The organism is Marinimicrobium sp. ARAG 43.8, from assembly GCF_050113635.1.
Classification (GTDB): Bacteria; Pseudomonadota; Gammaproteobacteria; order Pseudomonadales; family Cellvibrionaceae; genus Marinimicrobium.
Genome location: NZ_JBNJLT010000002.1, coordinates 418,170 through 436,668 on the forward strand (window position 1 = coordinate 418,170; position 18,499 = coordinate 436,668).

Sequence of the window (18,499 nt, forward strand, 5' to 3'; positions counted from 1 at the left end):
AATACATCAACATTTTCACAACGAGCAATCGCATTCAAACCGCTGCTGGTCTTCCAGTCGTAGCGCGGTCAATGTGCCGCCCCACACACAACCGGTATCGAGTGCAAACACATTGGGCACATCCACACGCCCTTCCAGCGCTGCCCAATGGCCAAATAAAATCCGGTGTTCACGAGACTTGCGACCGGGGTGAGCAAACCAGGGAGCAAAGCCAGCCGGGTGTGTGCCCAAGCCTCCTTTACTGCTCAGGTCCAGTTCGCCATCGGCGGTGCAAAAGCGCATGCGCGTAAAATAATTGGTAATCAGTCGCAACCGATCCATGCCATAAAGTTTGTGTTTCCACACGCGGGGTTCATTGCCGTACATGTGTGCCAGAAAGTCATCCACCTGTCGACTTTGCAAGACCGCCTCCACCTCACGAGCATGAGCTTTTGCCCGGTCAAGCGACCACGGTGGCGGTATGCCCGCATGCGTCATTACATAGCCCAGGGACACATCGTGGTGGAGCAGCGGGCAGTGCCGAAGCCAGTCCATCCACTCGGGGTGTTCGTCGTGCCCGAGAATATCTTCGAGAGTGTCTTTGCTGTTAGGAGCGCGATGGCCTCGCGCTACCGCCAGCAGGTGCAAATCGTGATTCCCGAGTACAACGATCGTCCTGTGTCGGAGCCGATACAGAAATTCCAGCGTTTCACAGGAACTCGGCCCGCGATTAATCAGGTCGCCCGCAATCCACAAGTGATCCGCAGCGGGATCAAAGTTCACTTGCTCAAGCAATCGTTTCAGGGGCTCAAGGCAGCCCTGAATATCGCCGATGGCGTAAGTACTCATGTTGTCTCCCAACGGTTCACAGCGTTAGTGAATGGCGTAGGGCGGCACCAGCGCAAACGGGGGAATGGGCACATCGAACACATCGCCATCATCACTTTTCATCTGATAGGTTCCCTCCATAATACCGGTCTCGGTTTCGAGAATCACACCGCTGGTGTACGTGAAACTTTTACCCGGCGAAAGATAGGGCTGTTCGCCCACGACACCGATGCCGCGCACTTCCTGTTGCTTTTCCTCAGCGTCGAGAATAATCCAGTGTCGGCCAATCAGCTGCGCGGCTTCCTCGCCATTATTGGCAATGGTAATCGTGTAAGCAAACACAAAGCGACGACTGTCCGGTTGGGACTGCTGTTCAATGTAGGCGGGTTTTACGGACACCCGAATGTCTTGGGTCATGCGCCAATATACTCCAGTTCGACAAAGGCACCGAGTCGAGCTTTCGAAGCCCGCACCGGTGTTTGGGAAAGCGTTCGGAAATGGCGTTATTGTGGGGGCACGGCCACCGAATTCAAGGCATCCAGTGCGTTGGAAAGCGTTACATAATCGTCCAGCGACAGTGCTTCGGGCCGCAACGATGTGTCCACCGGTAAATCCGACATCTGTTCGGCGGGCACCCACTGCTTAAGGGCATTACGCAAGGTTTTACGCCGCTGTTGAAAGGCGATATTGACCAGCGTCGACAAGGTGGAGAAATTGTTGGCAGTCACCGGCCGTCGCGCATGGGGCGTCAGGCGTACCACGGCAGAATCCACCTTCGGCGCTGGATCAAACGCCGAGGGAGGCACTTCCAGTAAAGGCGCCACTTCGCAGTCGTACTGCACCATGATGCCGAGACGCCCATAGGCTTTTTCACCGGGACCGGCGGCGAGCCGCTTCACCACTTCTTTTTGCAGCATGAAGTGCATGTCTTTTACCTGGCCACTAAACGACAACAGGTGAAAAATCAAAGGAGTGGAGATGTTGTAGGGAAGATTCCCGACGATACGAAGCGGTCGGCCTTCTGTACCCAACGGCGCAAAATCGAACTTGAGCGCATCCGCCTCGTAAAGCCGAAAGTCGGGGTGACGCTCAAACTGCACACGCAGCCAGGGCACAAGATCACGGTCAAGCTCGATAACACGCAGTTGCTCAGCACGATCCGCAAGGCGCGCGGTAAGTGCGCCGCGACCGGGCCCGATTTCCACAATGCACTCACCGGGCTGCGGGTTAACCGCACTGACAATGCTGTCCACGATATGCTCATCGATCAGAAAGTTTTGGCCAAACCGCTTTCGCGCCCGGTGCGGTGCTTCCCGATTGCTGTTGGTGTGACGATTATCCGTGGCACTCATGCCTGATCCCCAAAGCGGGCCGCGGCCATTAAACCGGCGTACGTCAGTGCGGTGGCCAGGCTGCCACCGTCTACCTGCCCGGTGCCCGCCAAATCCAGCGCTGTGCCGTGATCCACCGAGGTGCGAATGATCGGCAGGCCCAGCGTAATATTCACCGCCTGGCCAAAGCCTTTGTATTTGAGCACGGGCAAGCCCTGATCGTGGTACATGGCCAGCACGGCATCGGCGCTGTCGAGGTGTTTGGGTGTGAACAGCGTATCCGCTGGCAAGGGACCAATGAGCGTTTGCCCCCGCATACGCTGTTTTTCGAGCAGCGGCTCAATCAAATCGATTTCTTCTCGCCCGAGGTGGCCGCCCTCTCCCGCATGGGGATTGAGCCCGCAGACCAGAATGCGCGGCTTCGAAATGCCAAAATCGCGCTGCAGACCGGAGTGCAAAATATCGAGCACTTCGGTCAGCAATGCCTCATTGAGTGCATCGGCCACATCACGCAGCGGCAGATGCGTGGTAGCCAGCGCTACGCGCAGTCCTTCGGTGGCAAGCATCATCACCACCCGGGCCGTGCCGGTTTTGTGAGCCAGGTATTCGGTATGGCCGCTGAAGGCGATGCCGGCCTCGTTAATAATGCCTTTATGCACAGGACCGGTCACCAGCCCCTGAAACGTCCCTTTTTGACACCCCGCAATGGCTTCATCCAGCGTGTGTAAAACATAGGTGCTGTTTTGCGTGTCCAGTTGACCGGGGGTAACGGCGGCTCGTAACGGCACGGGCAGCACCGTAATTTCTCCAGCCTCGGGCGGCTGGGGCGCCGCCTGGGGGTCAAGTTCCCGCAGAGTCAGTGGCAATCCCAATTGCCGGGCGCGAGCGCGCAGCACATCGGGATCGGCAACCACCACGATTTCATCCGTTCTTTTTTGTTGCGCCAACATGACCGCAAGGTCGGGGCCTATACCCGCTGGCTCACCCGGGGTTAAGGCAAGTCTGAGCGGCGGACGCGGACCCGTCACAGTTTTTCTTCCACGTAAACTTCTTCGCGAATCTCTGCCAGCCAGGTTTGCAGCTCTTCGTCAAAACGACGCTCGCGCAGCATGTTGGCGGCCTGGTTGCGCTCCATTTGCTGGCTCATATCCTGGTCGCGGCGCTCCTCAACGGTCAGGATGTGCCAGCCGAAACGGCTTTTAAACGGCTCGCTGATTTCCCCCACGCCGGTTTCATTCATTACCTGATCAAACGCCGGAACCATTTGCCCCGGCATAGTCCATCCCAGATCCCCGCCCTGCAGCATTGAGCCGATGTCTTCGGAATTTTCGCGAGCCAGGTCGGCAAAACTTTCCCCGTCCAGAGCGCGCTGGCGCAACTGCTGAAGTTTCTGCTCCGCCTGCTCATCACTCATGATTTCCGAGGTCTTGATCAGGATGTGACGCGCCTTGGTTTGCTGCACCATGCTGTTTGCCGTTTGGCTGCGGGTTTCATGCACTTTAAGGATATGAAAGCCGGCACCACTGCGCACCGGTTCCGACACATCGCCTTCGTTAAGACCCGCGACCACATCGGCAAACAATTCGGGTAACTGCTCCAGTTTGCGCCAGCCAATCTCACCGCCCTGCAAGGCATTGGCATCGTTGGAGTGGGTAATGGCCATCTGCTCGAAGTCCGCGCCATCCACCAGTTCCTGCCGAATCGTCCCGGCTTCCTCCCGCGCCTCGTCCACCTCATCACTGCTGGCACCACTGGGCACCGAAATCAGGATGTGGCCGAGGCGGTAATTCGGCGATGTCGCAAACTTGCCGTCGGTGGAGGCCAGGAAGCTGTCGATGTCCTGCTGGTTAACTTCAATACGACTGTTCACCACCGCCTGCTGGATCTGGTTGACCCACATTTCACGGCGAATCTGGTCGCGAAAGCCTTCCAGTGTTTGCCCCTGCCCCTGCAATTCCGCTCGCAATTGCTCCTCGGTCAATTGGTTACTGCGCATAATATTCTGAACCGTTTGATCCAACTGCTCTTCGGAGACCTCGATGCCATAACGACGTCCCATTTCCATTTGCAGCCGCTCCAGAACGAGCTGGTCCAGAATCTGTTCGCGCAGAACGCTGTCTGGCGGCAGCTGTTGGTTATTGCCGGACTGGGCGATACGAGCCTTGATCGCCGCCATCCGTTCGTCAAGCTCACTCTCCAGCACTACGTCGTCGCCGACAATAGCCACCACCCGGTCCAGCATTTCGGTTTCGGCCTGTGCCCAGGAGCTGGCCAGCGCTAAAAGCAGAGCGACGGGAAAAAGGAAACGAAAAAGCCGGTTCACATACATAGCAGTCTTATGTCTCACGTTAGCGAAGGAAGCCACCGCCGGCATTGTAGCCGGGAATGACTTTTTCAAGCAGCTCGCCCACAGAGCGGTTGATGCTGCCCAACCCTTTGAATTGAATATCGAAAATGATGCTCTCGTCGTAATCTTCTCTGGTCACCCGGGACAGGAAATCCGGGGTGTAATCGAAGTCCAGCCAGCGCCGGGCCATAATCCGAACCCGGTAACAGCAATCGTCGTATTCGAGTCCGATAAAGGTATCGAGTTCCTTTTCATAGGTCAGGTCGTAATTGGCACGTCCGATTACGCCCCATTGCCCCGCCACGGGCAGGTAGAAAGAGAGATCCACCTGATCCAGCGCTCGCTCCTCGAAGTCCGTCGGGTCTTCGAACCCCGGAGCCGGGGGACGGTGGGTGTAGCGATAGCCGAGGTTCACGATCCGGTCACTCTCATCGTGATAGCGAATACTGGCGTTAGCACTGCCCAGGCGATTTTCGTACTGGTTGTAGGCCACGTTGCCGTTGATGTTCCAGCGGTCGTTCAGGCGGGCACTGAACTGTCCGGCCAGCTCCGAGCGGCTGTAGGTTTCCTCGGGACGCTCAGCGTCGGGGTCCGCACTCGGGTCGTATTGAAAGTCTGGCGATGTCAGCGTGACCCGGCGGTCTTCGAAATAGAAAATCTGGCCAATCCCCACGTTAAGGTGCTCTACCCCCGTCAATGGATCGATCAGTCGGCTGGTCAAGCCCAGGGATACCTGATTGGCATCCTCAATGCGGTCGCCGCCCGAATAGCGGGTAGTGCGGTATAACTGGTTGTATTGAAAGGTCAACGGCTTGGAATCGAACAACAGGGGACGGTTGGCCGCCGTTACGCCAAACAGGTCGCTGTGGTCTTCATACTGGCTGTAGAAGTAGAAAACACGCGGCTCCAGGGTTTGCAGGAATCCCCGCCCGAAGAGGCTGCTGTCACGCTCGAAATACAGCCCCATATCCAGCGTACCTTGCGGCACCACCAGACTGGGCTCGGCATTGGCGTCGGGCAGCACGTTATCTTCATTCAACCGGTAACTCAGGCTTTTCACCCTGGCACTGGGTTTGAAGAAGCCCCATAACCACTCTTTATCCCAGGTCAGACTGTAATCCGTGCGGAACCGCTCCCCGGTAGGAAGCGTGGCCACGGCATCCGGATTCGACGCTTCAAAGGTGCTGTTAACGTCAAAGTAGACGTATTCGTTGCGCAATCCCAACACCCAGTCACCCCATCGGTACTGCCCGTCAGCGTTGATCCGCGGCAATTCCCGGTGCGGCCAGCGACCGGTGCTGAGCGCCCGCAGCTCTTCGGCCTTGGCGCTGAGCAGCCAGTGATCCGCCTGATAGGACACGCGGCCCCTTTTGGCCACCTGGGCAGTGCGATTGACGTCCAGCCCATTGCTGTTGAAATCCCTCAGGTAGTCGTTGTCGCTGAGGTCGGTATAGTCAATCTCTGTGCTCCAGCGCTGGTTGCGCCCACCCTCTTGCTGAACCTGCAACTGCCAGCGCTCTTCGCCAAAGTGCGGATTACCGGGCTCGGTGGGTTCGCCAGTCACATCCCGCTGCCGACCGTCCCCACGCCCCCGGTCTTCGTCCAGATAACCGCCCGCCACCTGTGTTTCGAAATAACGCGACAGGTGACGCCACTCCAGATTCCAAAGCGTACCGCGCTCCTGCATATACTCTGGCGTAATGGTCGCATCCATGTTGGGTGCGATATTCCAGTAAAACGGTACGCTGGCCTCGATGCCATTGCGGCTGCTGTGACCAAACGAGGGGTACAGAAAGCCCGTCTGGCGCTGATCGCCCACGGGAAAGCGAAGGTAAGGCGTGTAGAACACCGGCACATTGAACACTTCCATGCGCGCGTGCCGCGCCGTGCCGTAGTGCTTTTCGGGGTAGATGTTGATGTCCTGCCCCTTGAATTGCCACGCATCGCTGTCCGGCTCACAGGTGGTCAGTGAACCGCGCTCCAGCCCGATAAAACGGTCGCCCAGTTTCTCCAGCCGGTCCGCCTCGCCACGGATGCGGGTTTCGTACAACACAAACCGGGCATCATCCAGCGTCATATCGCCGGAGTCCATTTTCATCGTCGCCGATTCGCCGCGCAGCAGCAGCCCTGGCTCACGAATGCGAATATCCCCGGAGGCATTGCCCCGCTGACCGTCCTGATCCAGTTCCACGCGCTCGGCGCGCAATGAGCGACTGCCCTGTAATATTTCCACATCGCCTTCCAGCGCGTGCCGGGTCTGAGATGTAGACGTCGAGCGGTCGGCACTGACACGGATGGGCGAGGACTCGGGAGCCTCTCCGGCCTCGGGGTGGGTTTCCTCCGGGGCCACATAAATGCCGCAGCATGCCGTCGGTAACGCTTGTCGCTGCGCATCACTCAGCGCTTCCTCGGGCACCCAGTCCAGAGCATCCCTCGCGGTTTCCACGTCGGTTTCGGCCGCCTGAGCCAGCACGGCCGGGCTGGCCGCCAGCATCAATCCGCACAGCCACGCACGCGGGGGATACTGCCGCCACTGGCGCGCCGGGCGCGAGGCTCCCCGGCGGGAGCGTAACGGGCTGTGGGTTAAATCAGTTGCCATGCGGACCACAATTTCAAATGACGGACACCAGGGAAACACCCAGGAACACGCCAGGGAACGTAAAAGTGCCGGGAATTCTACTTGAATCCGGCGGTCCTTGGAACGCACAGGGCACGATGGCGCTCCAACAGACCTGAAAGCCCGGGGCATCGGCTTTGACTTTCCGGTCGTAAACCGAGGTAGAATCACCCCATCCCCCTATAAAAGAGATAGAGGACGCTCCATGACCGACCTGCAGTCCGCCCGCCAGGAACAGCTGGAACACTGGGCACAAACCCGACTGGCGGCATTGTGCAGCCATCAGGCCACCGAAACACTGGCATTGACCCCCCTGGCTGGCGACGCAGGTTTTCGCCGCTATTATCGACTGAATACCGAGCCGTCGCTTCTGGCTGTGGATGCGCCCCCTCCACGCGAGAACGCAGGGCGCTTTGCGGAGCTGTCCCAACATCTGCTGAATCACCACATTGCCGTGCCCAAGGTGGCTTCCGTCGACCCCGACAATGGCTTTTTGTTGCTGGAAGACCTGGGCGACCGCCTGCTGTATCACGCGCTTCGACAACAGCCCGACTCAGCCACGGCCCTGTATGGCGAGGCGTTGATGCAACTGTTGGCGCTGCAGCAGACGCCGCGCGGCGAGCTGTTCCCTCCCTTTGACCAGGCGTTTTTGCGACGGGAGCTCACGATTTTTAAGGAATGGTTTCTGACGGAGATGCTGGGGCTCGACCTCTCAGAAGAAGAAGCCGCCTCGCTCACCTCGCTCTTTGAGCGGCTGGAGGCCAGCGCGCTTGAACAACCCCAGGTGGCCATGCACCGCGATTATCACTCCCGTAATCTGCTGATCCGGCCAGACGGCTGCATGAGCATCGTGGACTTTCAGGATGCGGTGTGGGGCCCGATTACCTACGACCTCGTTTCACTGCTGCGCGATTGCTACATCCGCTGGCCCGCCAGCCAGATTCAGCAATGGGCACTGGGTTACGGCAATATGGCCTGCGGTATCGGCCTGCTTCAGGATGTCACTGAAGAGCAGTTCCTGCAATGGTTCGACTGGATGGGGTTGCAGCGTCATCTCAAAGTGCTGGGTATCTTCTCGCGCCTTTCTTTGCGCGACGGAAAAGACCAGTACCTGGAGCACCTGCCTCTAGTCATTCGTTACATTCTGGAGGTGAGCAGCCAATACCCTGAACTCGCCGAGTTCCGCTACTGGTTTGAGCATACCGTCATGCCAGCGGTACAGGAAAAGCCCTGGTATCAGGATTACCGACAAGCGGGAGAAATCGCCGCGTGAAAGCCATGGTTCTCGCTGCCGGTTTAGGTCGGCGGATGCGTCCCCTGACCGATCACACCCCCAAACCGCTGCTCAACGTCGGCGGCAAGCCCTTGCTGCAATACCACCTGGAAGCCCTCGCGGGCGCGGGCGTGCGTGATGTGGTGATCAACACCGCCTATTTGGGCGACCAGATTCAGGCGTTCGCGGGCCACGGTGCCCGCTGGGGTCTCACCATCCAGTACTCCGAAGAAACCGAGCCGCTGGAGACCGGCGGTGCCATCCACCGTGCTTTGCCACTGCTGGGCGATGAGCCGTTCCTGCTGCTGAACGGGGATGTTTACACCGATTTCCCACTGGCTTCGCTGACGCAACGCCCTCTGCATCCGGACGCTCTCGGCCGCCTGCTGCTGGTGCCCAATCAGCCGTTTCATCCAGAAGGGGATTTTGGCCTGACCGATAGCGGACACCTCACTCTGCAGTCGCCCCGCCTGACCTTCGCCGGTATCAGCCTGCTTCGCCCGGGCCTGATTGCACACTATCCGAACCGGCGCGACGTTTTTCCACTGCTGGAAGCTCTGCTGCCCGCCTTGCAGGCGGGCCAATTGGAGGGTCTCTCGTACGAGGGTTACTGGAACGATGTCGGCACCCCGGAACGGCTGGCCGATGTGGAGAGAACACTCACTGAGCCGCCTGCACCAACGGGGGCATTGCCGTGAGCGAGCCGATGCTATGCATCGCCCATCGTGGCGGTCAGGGGCCAGAGAACAGCCTGGCCGCCATCCGGCACAGCCTTGCGCTGGGTGTAAGCGCCATCGAAATTGACGTGTGGCAACTCCATGGCGAACTCTGGGTGACGCACGATCGACGCCTGGGGCGTGATCTGGCCGGCGAGGGCGCACTGGAAAACCTGTCGCCCCAGGCGCTCTCAGCGTTGCGCCGCAGCAATGGTGAGCCCTTACTGACACTGAAAACGGTGCTTGAGGAAGTCGGCGAGCGCGCCCTGCTTAATATCGAATTGAAAGGGCCTGACTGCGTACCAGCACTCAGTCAGTTGTTAACGGCTCACTGCCAGGACTGGCAACAGGGGATGGAGCACTATGTCGTTTCCAGTTTTGACCATCAGCAACTGCTGCAACTAAGCGCCACCCTGCCCCACGTACGCCGCGGCGCCCTCATTTACGGGGTGCCCTCGAACTATGCCGCCTGCGCAAAAGCGCTGGGCGCCTACAGCCTGAACGCCAGCCTGGACTTCCTGCCCGCTGAGCTGGTAGCCGATGCGCGCCGACGAGGCCTCAAGGTGTGGGTGTACACCGCCAATCACGAAGACGACTGGGAGCACCTGATGGAAATGGGTGTGGATGGGGTATTTACGGACGAGCCCACGCAGCTGCTGAACAGCGGACTGGGACGATAAAGATTGAACGCTGGATAATAAAATGCCCCCGAAAACCGGGGGCCTACAAACCATCGGATCGCAAGCGCCTGGCCGCCGCCTGAAAGCGCTCCCGAAAGACGCCTACCGACTAAAAGCTATAACGAACACCCAGGGCATAAGTGGTGCTGTACAACTCCGAGCTAAATGAATGGTACGGGCTGTCACCATAGCTCCTTTTAGTTAACTGACCGGTCAGGTTGGTGGCATCCAGTGTCAGAGTCAAACTGTCAGTGGCGTTGTAGCTAACCTGCATATCGAGGCTTTCTTCCGCGTCGCGGTACCAGCTAAGCGGATTCGCAAACAAAGCGGCGTCATCCGCATACAGGAAGTTGTCGCGCCAGACGTATGACAAGCGAGCGTCAAAAGTATCACGCTCATACGCAAGCGTGACGCTGTAAGACGTATCCGATACACCGTACATCGGGCCAGTCTCGTAACCTGTCACCTCGCCTGCGTCGTTGGTTTGAGGGTTGGTTTGCTCGGAATCCAACAATGTGAAACTGGAGGTTACACCCACACCATTCCAATTACCCGACAGGTCAGGGAAATAGGAAAAGCCGATTTCTACCCCTTCGAGCATGCCTTCGGAAGCATTATCCGGCAGAGTCAGCACAAAGCTGTCGGCGTTATAGCCATCGAGATCCGCCTGAATACGGTTGCGGTAGGTCACCACCAGATCCTTAATATCGCGACGAAACAGCGTCACGTGCGCCATACTGGCGTCACCGAAATAGTATTCCAGCGACAAATCATAATTTTGAGATGTGGTTGGCTCAAGGTCTGGATTACCGCCGCTGGCGCTACCGTAGCCAATATCGGTAGTGTCGTCAGCGTAAGTGATACGACTGTTTAAATCGGAAAAATTCGGCATCCGCAGCGTTTCACCATAGCTGGCTCGCAACAAAAGCTCGTCGGTAATGTGATAACGCAGCATCAAGTTGGTCAAAAACTCACTATTACCTTTGGAACTCCTGGACACATCGCTGGTGTCGTCACCGTAAAATGTCATGTCCGTTTGCACATCGATATAACGAAAACCCAGTTCACCATCAAGTTTTCCCACCTCGAACTGGCCCGTCGCATAGAGTGCCGTGTTCTTTTCATTGATACCGAACGTTTTCATAAGCTGTGGGTTGACCTCAAGATTATACAGCTCGCGAAACTGGCCTATATTACTCGAGATATAGTGTTCGTCGGGTGCATACCAACTAGTGGTGGTAACCGCTTCGCCATCCATAAAGTTGCTGTTAACGTGCCCCAGACCCTCGTGGTTTTCCGGGCGGCAAAGCGACGCATCATCGACAAGGTCCGGGCAAATCGTATGCTGATCCTGATTCCGATCAAATTCAGAAGCGTCACGATCATCGTAACGAACGCCAAACTTCAAAGTGTGCAAAAAGTCCCAATCGGTGGCATAGTCGGCATCGGTGCTAAATGTAATAGCCGAGCCTTCATCACGACCGCCGCTGTCGTAAAACTGCCCCATAGTCCAAAGTTCAGGATTGGTCAGGTCAGACTCATCCCGAGTAGCGGTGGATGGATCATCGGCAAAGGTAAAGCCGGCCACATCATCAAAGTTGGCGAACACTTGGTACGGCACACCGTTGACCCGCATAGCGAAAAAATCACTCTCAAATTCACTGTCCTGGTACATCAAGTCAGACTTAACCTGCAGTTTTTCGGTAAAGTCCCACTCTCCACTCAGGGCGTACATAAAGCTGTCGGTTTGCTCATCAACCCGTCCGCCATCGGCAAACACATCAGGCAAACCAACCGTGCGGGATTTAACGACGTTGGTGCCCTCGTAAAGATCAAAGGTTGAACCTAAATCGTCACCCAGAGCATTATTGGAGTCCACCATGGAAAACAGCCCTTGGGTGTCCCTTATGTTGCGATAGCCGGTGTACATCGCTTCAAAAGTGTATTCCGAACTGTCGTTCGGGGAGTACTGCAAGGCAATGGTAGCGGCCGGGCGCTCGCGCTCTCCGACAACTTCGCCCTGGAATATTGCATCGCGAGCCAGATAGTACTCGGTGTCAGTCCCATTAATTGACAGGCTGGAACCTTCATCAATGGGCAATCCATTCTGTAGCCCGGTTTGCCAAACCGGGTCCTCAGAAATACGCGGATCATCGGGAAAGATACGCTCCAACGGAGTAAGAATTGACCCCTCGGGCGGGTTTTCAGTGGCATAAGGTAACTGCGCACCAGCGGTCGTGCTCTGGTCACGATAGTTGGTGCGCATGTAGGAAATGTTCAACAAAGCACCGACCTCACCCGCACCAGTATCCCAGCGGTTGCTGAACAGGGCGCTGATATTGGGGTCTGTTTTTTCCGCTTGATCTTGATAGATGCCTCGGGCGTTCACTTGAACGCGAGGCCCATCGAAATCGAAGGGCCGGGAGGTGTGAACGTTAATCTGTCCGGCAATGCCATTTTCGTACTGGCTGGCCGATCGGCTTTTAATAACATCTACTCGGTTAACGAGTGTTGAGGGAATATCCGCCAATGCCAAAGAGCGACCCGATGCGGTGAAAAGAACCCGGCCATTCAGGGTGGTACTGATATCATTGAGGCCGCGGATGGTCACCGTACTGGCCTCGCCCGACGCTCGGTCAGTCACCTGCACACCCGCAACACGCTGGAGCGATTCTACGACGTTGTTGTCAGGCAGCTTGCCGATATCTTCGGCAACGATCGAATCCACTACTTCCATGGAATCTCGTTTGATGTCCATACCCTGGGCCAAGCTGCTGCGAATACCGGTCACTAACACTTCTTCCATTCCAGTTTCCGGAGCAGTTGACTGGGCTGCAACCTGTGCCCCGGTCAACAGCAGAGACGCAATGGTCGTACTGAGAATAGACTTTCTGATTATCATGTTATCTCCAGTGCTTTGAGTTATTAAATTATTGGCAGTAACGTCTGGATGGTATTTATTGATCGACAACTTATTATTGACACAACAACATCCGCTTGAAGCAAGACGCTTGTTGTTATTTGAAAGGTTAATAAGAGCGCAGCGGGACGTCTTGTATCTTGTCGTAGTAAAATTGTATTTTTTCGACAAAATGCGTTAAATATTATAAATCAAAGCCACGATCATCCATTGGCTGCTCTGAAACGAGAACTCATTCACAAGTGGCAAATTTAATTCAAACAAAGATTGGTCGGCGGAAGCCGTAATGGGTTGGCACTGGATAAAAAAGCGCGAGCACCGCGTAACGGTGCTCGCGTAAAAAACTCGTCAAATCAGAACGAGTAGCTGGCCTTCAAGATATAACTGCGCCCCTGAACAAACGAAGAGCGGAACAGCTTCAGGTTGTTGTCCACCTGCATACGGGTGACCACCTCTTCATCCGCGAGGTTTTTCGCCTCGAACGAGAATCGCAGCCGATCAGTCACATCGTACTTGAAGCTGGCGTCCAGGAAGCCCTGGGAGTCATTCCACACCGGCAGGCCCGTGATCTCATCCCGCGCGGTCAACAAAAACTCCGAGTTCCAGTTGTAGGCAAAGCGCACCTCGGTCGGCCCACGCTGGTAGAACACCACCAGGTTGACGACCTGATCGGACAGCCGCTCCAGCGGCAGGTCGTCAAAGGCAATATTCTTGGCCTCCGCCGTCGGATCAATACCCGAGAAGGCCTGATTCGGCACGCCCTCGGAATCGATATAAGTGTAGTTCGCCTGCAACCCCAGGCCGTTGAACGGGTCGGGCAGGAAGTCATAGGTTTGCTGGTAGGCCAGCTCGAAACCTTTGACTTCGCCCTTGCTACCATTCTCCGGCCCGGTGATGCGCACAGTCTGCGTCACGCCGGTTTCGGGGTTGGTGATTTGTTCCTGGCGGCTGCCGGACACAATAAAGTTCTTCAGGTCCTTGTAGAACACCGTGCCGGTCAATGAGCCCACATCCGAGAAGAACCATTCCACAGACGCGTCAAACTGGTTGGACTCAGTGGGCTTCAGATAGGGATTGCCCGAAGAGGCCAGAAACCCGGAGAAGTTAACGTTTTGTGGGTTGAGCACGCTCACCTGCTCCAGGTTCTCGCCGTCCACCTCGGGAATACCGTCAGGAATCGGCTCGCCCTGAGCGTTCACGTTATCCGGGTATTCCGCGCTGATCCCGGGGAATGGACGAATGACCTGATCCCCGTTTTCATCGAGTACCGCATTGCCGTTTTCATCCACCTGCGGTCCCCACAACCGAGAGCGAATCGCCGTGGTGCCCCCTTCGCTGGTGTCTTCCTGAATACTGACGTAGTTGCGCATCTGGCCGATATCCGGCTTGGAAATCGCCTTGGAGGCCGAAAAACGCAGCAGCAGGTCTTCGGTCAGCTCATATTTGAGGTTCAGGCTGGGCAGCCAGTGATCAGAGGTCTGCACCGACGCCCTTGGGCTGGTCCCATTATTGGCGAACGCCAATACGCCCGGATCCAGGAAGTTGTTGACCTCTCCCAGAAAGCGCGGGTCAATACCCTCGCCGGTCAGGTCAATACCGGTCTCAAGATCATTGAACACATACAGGCCGTAGTCCTCCGCCAGGTCGTCGGCAAAAACATCCACGCCCTCTGGCACCGGGTATTGCGAGGTGAAGCTGGGGAACTGAGTGGCACCGGTGGTCACCGTTTCGATTTCAACGTGACGAAGACCGACGTTACCGGCCAGTCGACGGTCAAACAGTTCGCTGGCAAAGTCCACCCGCAGGTAGGCGGCGATGCTTTCTTCCTCGGTCTGGAAAATCTCATCTGGACGGAACATGCCGTTCACCATATCGAAGGCCCCAGCCTCGTCGCAGACCCCATCCACCACACTGGACTGGGCCGGGTCTATGCGCTGGCCCAGCGGACGGAAGGTATCACAGCGGGTTTCGACCAGCGGCCGCAACGTACTCTGGAAGCGGGCAAAGTCCTGGACGGCCGCCGGATGCAGCATCAGGTTACCACCTTCGATACCAAAGCCATCGCCCGCCTCGAAACCGCTCCAATCGACAATCTGGTCGGTTCCCGGCAAGCCGCTGGCGATCACGTCTGCGTTGTCCAGCCAGCCAATCTGGGGATTAAACGTCGGCTGAATCGGCGCCCAGTTAAAGCGGGTGGCACCGACCGTTTGCTCTTTCTTGGCGTAACGGGCCCCGAATTTGAGCGCCGTCACAAAGCGGCCATTATCGAGGTAATGAGTGGCATCCAGCTGGAAGGCGTCTTCATTGCCCTTGGAGCGTTCCGCAAAGTCCATCGCCGCCTGGGCCGCAAAGGAGGAGTCCTGCTGGAAGTAAGCCGGGCTGGTGAGGTCGACGCCCTCTGGTTGACCGGCCTGCGCCAGAGCCACCTGGTCGGCGGACGCATACGCCCAGGGGTTGAATAACCCCAGGCTGATGTCCGACCCGACCGCGTCCAGATTCATTTGTGCGTTGGCCCGGGTGGCGTACAGCAGGGAATTATCATCGATTTCCGTTTCGGCGTTAACGCGCTGGTAGTCCGCTGAAAACTCCCATTGGTCAGTGGGCGCCCACTTCAGGTTAAAGGAAATATCTTCCGTCAGGCGGTTCTCATTCCGGTAGCGCGTCTCGGACGTGTATTGCGAGCCGAACTCATTGACATTGGTGGCCGCCCAATCCGCCGCCTGGGGAATCCGGCCGGTCGGGTCCTCGGAGCGCCAGCCTTCCGAGGTGGACGAAATGCTGCCATTCTGGAAAATGCCGTCTTCGGAGAACTGCCACTGCTCGGGCGTAAAATCTTCACCGCTGCCGGTGACGTGAGCGATCGACCGGGCATTGGGGTCATTGATATTGACGTCGTTTTTAATAACGAACTCGGTCCAGGACAATGAAGCGTCCGAACGGATAAACTCGGCGGTCGCCTGAAGGGTGCGGTCCGGGCTCTCCCATTGCAAAGAGGCCGCCAGACCCTGCCGCTCGCGCGTATCGAATTTCTGGCTGACATTGCCACCCAGGGGTACGATGACCCCTTGGTCACCCACCTCGAAACTCTCGGGCGCACCGGCGAAACTGCCATCATAGACGTAGCGACTGGACTCGGGCACATAATCGAATCCGGGGTGGCCCGGCGAATCACCGCCCATAGGCCGCAGCTCAAAGCGAGAGGACTGCATGCCGTGTGATGCCTGTTCCAGCCTGGAGTCGGCGGCGCTGATCAAAAACCCGAATTCACCGATTTCAGTATTCACGCGATCGCTAAACAGGGCGGACACGGTCGGAGTCCAGTCCTCATCCAGCGTATTGACCTGACCGTCCACAGTAAGGCCGAAGTGGCGCCCCTCGCTGTCAAAGGGTTTGCGAGTATTGAGTGATACCGTCCCGCCAATACCACCTTCGATCATATCGGCGGTCTGGTTCTTGTACACCATCACGTTGCCGATCATCTCTGGCGATACATCGGAGAACGACAGGCCATTACCGGAGCTGGCACTGAACGTATCACGTCCGTTGAATTCAGAGCGCACTTGCGTGAGGCCGCGAATAATCAGGCCGGACCCTTCGGTGCCAAAGTGGTCCGGATCGTCCGGCGCCGCGAAGCGTCCGATTTGGACACCCGGCAACCGCTGGATGGATTCCAGAATGCTGCGATCCGGGAGAGCACCAATGTCGGAAGCGGAAATGGCATCCACGAAGGTGTCGGCGTCGCGCTTGAGCGTCTGGGCGTTTTCGAGGCTTTGCCTCAGCCCCTTGACCACGATTTCCTCCAGCATGGGGCTGCCTGACATAGCGCCATCGCCGGATGCTGAAGCGTTGTCAGTTTGCGCCATGGCCGGTAAACCGGCAGCGAGCATGCAGCTGATATAGCTGATGCGCTTAAACAGTGCCGATCGCTGAAACCTGTGCCTGGGTTTTGAGTTCTGGGTAGTTTGCACAATTGTCCCCTTTTATGACTATTATTTGAATCGCTGGCGGGCTGCCGCATGGCGGCCCAAGCCGACAAAGCATCGCTCTTCAGGCGCGGCCTGTCGTCCAAACACCCGCCAATCCCTCAATCTGCACGTTCGAGTATCCGTTTTGGGGAAAATACGGAAAGTCGAACGCCTTTCCAGGGAAGATTCACGACAATAACGGCCTTGGCATACAACAATAATCTGTGACTCATTGTATGAATGACCGCCGTATTCGAAAGATTGTCATCGTCGGTGGCGGCACCGCCGGATGGATGGCCGCCGCTGCCATGGCTCGCTTCATGAAGGACACCTTTTGCACCATTCAGCTCGTGGAGTCAGATACTATCCCCACCGTCGGCGTGGGCGAAGGCACTATTCCGCAGATGCAGGTGTTCAATCGAACCCTGGGCATTGATGAAGACGACTTTATTCGCAAAACACAGGGCACCTTCAAACTGGGCATTGAGTTTTGCGACTGGGGCGCCCTTGGCGAGCGATACATGCACGGCTTCGGCGGCCTTGGGCGCAATATGGAAGCCCTGCAGTTTCATCACTTCTGGTGCAAATCACACCGCGACGGCAAGGCCCGCTCCCTGCGCCATTACGCGCTCAATGCGCTGGCCGCCAGCGAGAACCGTTTTATGCGCCCGGTGGAGGCGGGGGATTCTCCCCTGTCCGATATTGGCTACGCCTTTCAGTTTGATGCCGGGCGCTATGCCCAATACTTGCGCGATTACGCCGAACAACGAGGCGTACAGCGTATCGAAGGGACGGTCAGCCAGGTGCGAACCGACCCGGACAGCGGTTTTATCAAAAGCGTGCATCTGGACGATGGCCGCACCGTCGACGGAGAGCTTTTTATTGACTGCTCTGGCTTCCAGGGGCTGCTCATTGAGCAATGCCTGGACGCCGGTTACGAAGACTGGAGCCACTGGCTGCCCTGCGACAGCGCCTGGACAGTGCCCAGCGAACGGCTGTCCCCCTTACCGCCCTATACCCGGGCGACGGCCCAACCTGCGGGCTGGCAGTGGCGTATCCCGCTGCAACACCGCACCGGCAACGGCCATGTTTTCAGCAGCCGGTTTATGGAGGATGCGTCCGCCCGCGCCGTGCTGCTCGACTCATTGGATACCCCTGCCATCGCCTCGCCCCGCCTGCTGCGCTTCACCACCGGCAAGCGCAAGACGTTCTGGGAGAAAAACTGCGTGGCCCTGGGGCTGTCCAGCGGTTTTATCGAGCCACTGGAATCCACTGGCATTCACCTGATCCAGTCGTTCATCGGTAAATTGATGGCCTTTTTCCCGGACCGGACCTTCGCTCCAATCAACCGTGAGTATTTCAACCGGGAAGCGCACTTTGAATACGACCGCATCCGGGACTTCATTATTCTGCATTACCACGCCACCCGCCGGGATGACACCGAGTTCTGGAATTACGTCAGAACCATGCCCGTGCCGGATACCCTGGAAGAAAAAATCGCCCTCTTCCGAGCCAATGGTTACGTCCACAAAGAAGGGCAGGAGCTGTTCAATGGCATCAGCTGGGCGGAGGTCTTTATCGGCCAGGGTATCCTGCCGGAGCACTATCACCCATTGGTCGACAACCTGTCACCCCAGGAAATCGAGCAGCGGCTGCACCATATCGAGCGTGTGATTGCCAGCGCTGTGCAACATATGCCCTCGCACGACGCGTTCATCGCCCGTCATTGTCGGGCGGCGGCAATCTCGCCAGTGACATTCTAACATCCGGCCATCATTACCTTTTCGGTTTCCTATCTCTACACCGCCTATGCTATGCTTTTCAGGCGAGTTTCGAAGGCCAG

General features: G+C 57.3%; 12 protein-coding genes. 4 read left to right on the forward strand and 8 right to left on the reverse strand.

Annotation, left to right across the window (positions count from 1 at the left end):
• Positions 1-15: 15 nt before the first annotated feature.
• The 6 genes from ACQCLF_RS07105 to ACQCLF_RS07130 form a co-directional block, all read right to left on the reverse strand.
• Positions 16-828, reverse strand: coding sequence for a symmetrical bis(5'-nucleosyl)-tetraphosphatase (locus ACQCLF_RS07105; RefSeq protein WP_426985678.1), 813 nt, complete (start codon positions 826-828; stop codon positions 16-18).
• A gap of 24 nt (positions 829-852) precedes the next feature.
• The gene (gene apaG, locus ACQCLF_RS07110; protein WP_426985680.1) at positions 853-1,224 is read right to left on the reverse strand and encodes a Co2+/Mg2+ efflux protein ApaG; all 372 of its coding nucleotides are present in this window, start codon (positions 1,222-1,224) and stop codon (positions 853-855) included.
• Between the two features lie 86 nt (positions 1,225-1,310).
• The gene (rsmA, locus tag ACQCLF_RS07115) at positions 1,311-2,159 is read right to left on the reverse strand and encodes a 16S rRNA (adenine(1518)-N(6)/adenine(1519)-N(6))-dimethyltransferase RsmA (protein WP_426985682.1); all 849 of its coding nucleotides are present in this window, start codon (positions 2,157-2,159) and stop codon (positions 1,311-1,313) included.
• The gene (gene pdxA / locus ACQCLF_RS07120; RefSeq protein WP_426985684.1) at positions 2,156-3,166 is read right to left on the reverse strand and encodes a 4-hydroxythreonine-4-phosphate dehydrogenase PdxA; all 1,011 of its coding nucleotides are present in this window, start codon (positions 3,164-3,166) and stop codon (positions 2,156-2,158) included. The genes rsmA and pdxA overlap by 4 nt, the downstream gene beginning before the upstream one ends.
• Positions 3,163-4,461 carry a peptidylprolyl isomerase gene (locus ACQCLF_RS07125; RefSeq protein ID WP_426985686.1) on the reverse strand — a complete coding sequence of 433 codons (1,299 nt, stop codon included), beginning with the start codon at positions 4,459-4,461 and terminating at the stop codon, positions 3,163-3,165. Before ACQCLF_RS07125 ends, pdxA begins: the two co-directional genes overlap by 4 nt.
• Before the next feature lie 25 nt (positions 4,462-4,486).
• Positions 4,487-7,084, reverse strand: a complete 2,598-nt coding sequence (locus ACQCLF_RS07130) for an LPS-assembly protein LptD (protein ID WP_426985688.1) — start codon at positions 7,082-7,084, stop codon at positions 4,487-4,489.
• 223 nt (positions 7,085-7,307) lie between these two features.
• Here ACQCLF_RS07130 and ACQCLF_RS07135 point away from each other — a divergent pair, with 223 nt between their 5' ends.
• Genes ACQCLF_RS07135 through ACQCLF_RS07145 form a run of 3 tightly spaced genes read left to right on the forward strand, consistent with a single transcriptional unit; the run spans position 7,308 to position 9,771 of the window.
• Entirely contained in the window at positions 7,308-8,375 is a 1,068-nt protein-coding gene (locus tag ACQCLF_RS07135) for an aminoglycoside phosphotransferase family protein (RefSeq protein WP_426985690.1), read from the forward strand.
• Between the two features lie 5 nt (positions 8,376-8,380).
• Entirely contained in the window at positions 8,381-9,073 is a 693-nt protein-coding gene (murU, locus tag ACQCLF_RS07140) for an N-acetylmuramate alpha-1-phosphate uridylyltransferase MurU (RefSeq protein ID WP_426985781.1), read from the forward strand.
• Positions 9,070-9,771: a glycerophosphodiester phosphodiesterase gene (locus ACQCLF_RS07145; RefSeq protein WP_426985692.1), complete on the forward strand. Its 702-nt coding sequence runs from the start codon at positions 9,070-9,072 to the stop codon at positions 9,769-9,771. The genes murU and ACQCLF_RS07145 overlap by 4 nt, the downstream gene beginning before the upstream one ends.
• A 109-nt stretch (positions 9,772-9,880) precedes the next feature.
• Here the strand turns inward: ACQCLF_RS07145 and ACQCLF_RS07150 are convergent, their stop codons facing one another.
• Both ACQCLF_RS07150 and ACQCLF_RS07155 read right to left on the reverse strand, forming a co-directional pair.
• A complete protein-coding gene (locus ACQCLF_RS07150; RefSeq protein ID WP_426985694.1) occupies positions 9,881-12,673 on the reverse strand; it encodes a TonB-dependent receptor in 2,793 nt (930 codons plus the stop codon).
• Positions 12,674-13,044: 371 nt separating this feature from the next.
• Positions 13,045-16,554: a TonB-dependent receptor gene (locus ACQCLF_RS07155; RefSeq protein ID WP_426985696.1), complete on the reverse strand. Its 3,510-nt coding sequence runs from the start codon at positions 16,552-16,554 to the stop codon at positions 13,045-13,047.
• A gap of 338 nt (positions 16,555-16,892) precedes the next feature.
• Between ACQCLF_RS07155 and ACQCLF_RS07160 the strand changes: the two genes are divergently transcribed.
• Positions 16,893-18,419: a tryptophan halogenase family protein gene (locus ACQCLF_RS07160; RefSeq protein WP_426985698.1), complete on the forward strand. Its 1,527-nt coding sequence runs from the start codon at positions 16,893-16,895 to the stop codon at positions 18,417-18,419.
• Positions 18,420-18,499: the final 80 nt, after the last annotated feature.

Excerpts from the sequence above, each read along its gene's own strand:
- ACQCLF_RS07105 (WP_426985678.1), bottom strand. The coding sequence starts at position 828 with ATGAGTACTTACGCCATCGGCGATATTCAGGGCTGCCTTGAGCCCCTG.
- apaG (WP_426985680.1), bottom strand. The coding sequence starts at position 1,224 with ATGACCCAAGACATTCGGGTGTCCGTAAAACCCGCCTACATTGAACAG.
- rsmA (WP_426985682.1), bottom strand. The coding sequence starts at position 2,159 with ATGAGTGCCACGGATAATCGTCACACCAACAGCAATCGGGAAGCACCG.
- ACQCLF_RS07130 (WP_426985688.1), bottom strand. The coding sequence starts at position 7,084 with ATGGCAACTGATTTAACCCACAGCCCGTTACGCTCCCGCCGGGGAGCC.
- ACQCLF_RS07135 (WP_426985690.1), top strand. The coding sequence starts at position 7,308 with ATGACCGACCTGCAGTCCGCCCGCCAGGAACAGCTGGAACACTGGGCA.
- murU (WP_426985781.1), top strand. The coding sequence starts at position 8,381 with ATGGTTCTCGCTGCCGGTTTAGGTCGGCGGATGCGTCCCCTGACCGAT.
- ACQCLF_RS07150 (WP_426985694.1), bottom strand. The coding sequence starts at position 12,673 with ATGATAATCAGAAAGTCTATTCTCAGTACGACCATTGCGTCTCTGCTG.
- ACQCLF_RS07155 (WP_426985696.1), bottom strand. The coding sequence starts at position 16,554 with ATGGCGCAAACTGACAACGCTTCAGCATCCGGCGATGGCGCTATGTCA.
- ACQCLF_RS07160 (WP_426985698.1), top strand. The coding sequence starts at position 16,893 with ATGAATGACCGCCGTATTCGAAAGATTGTCATCGTCGGTGGCGGCACC.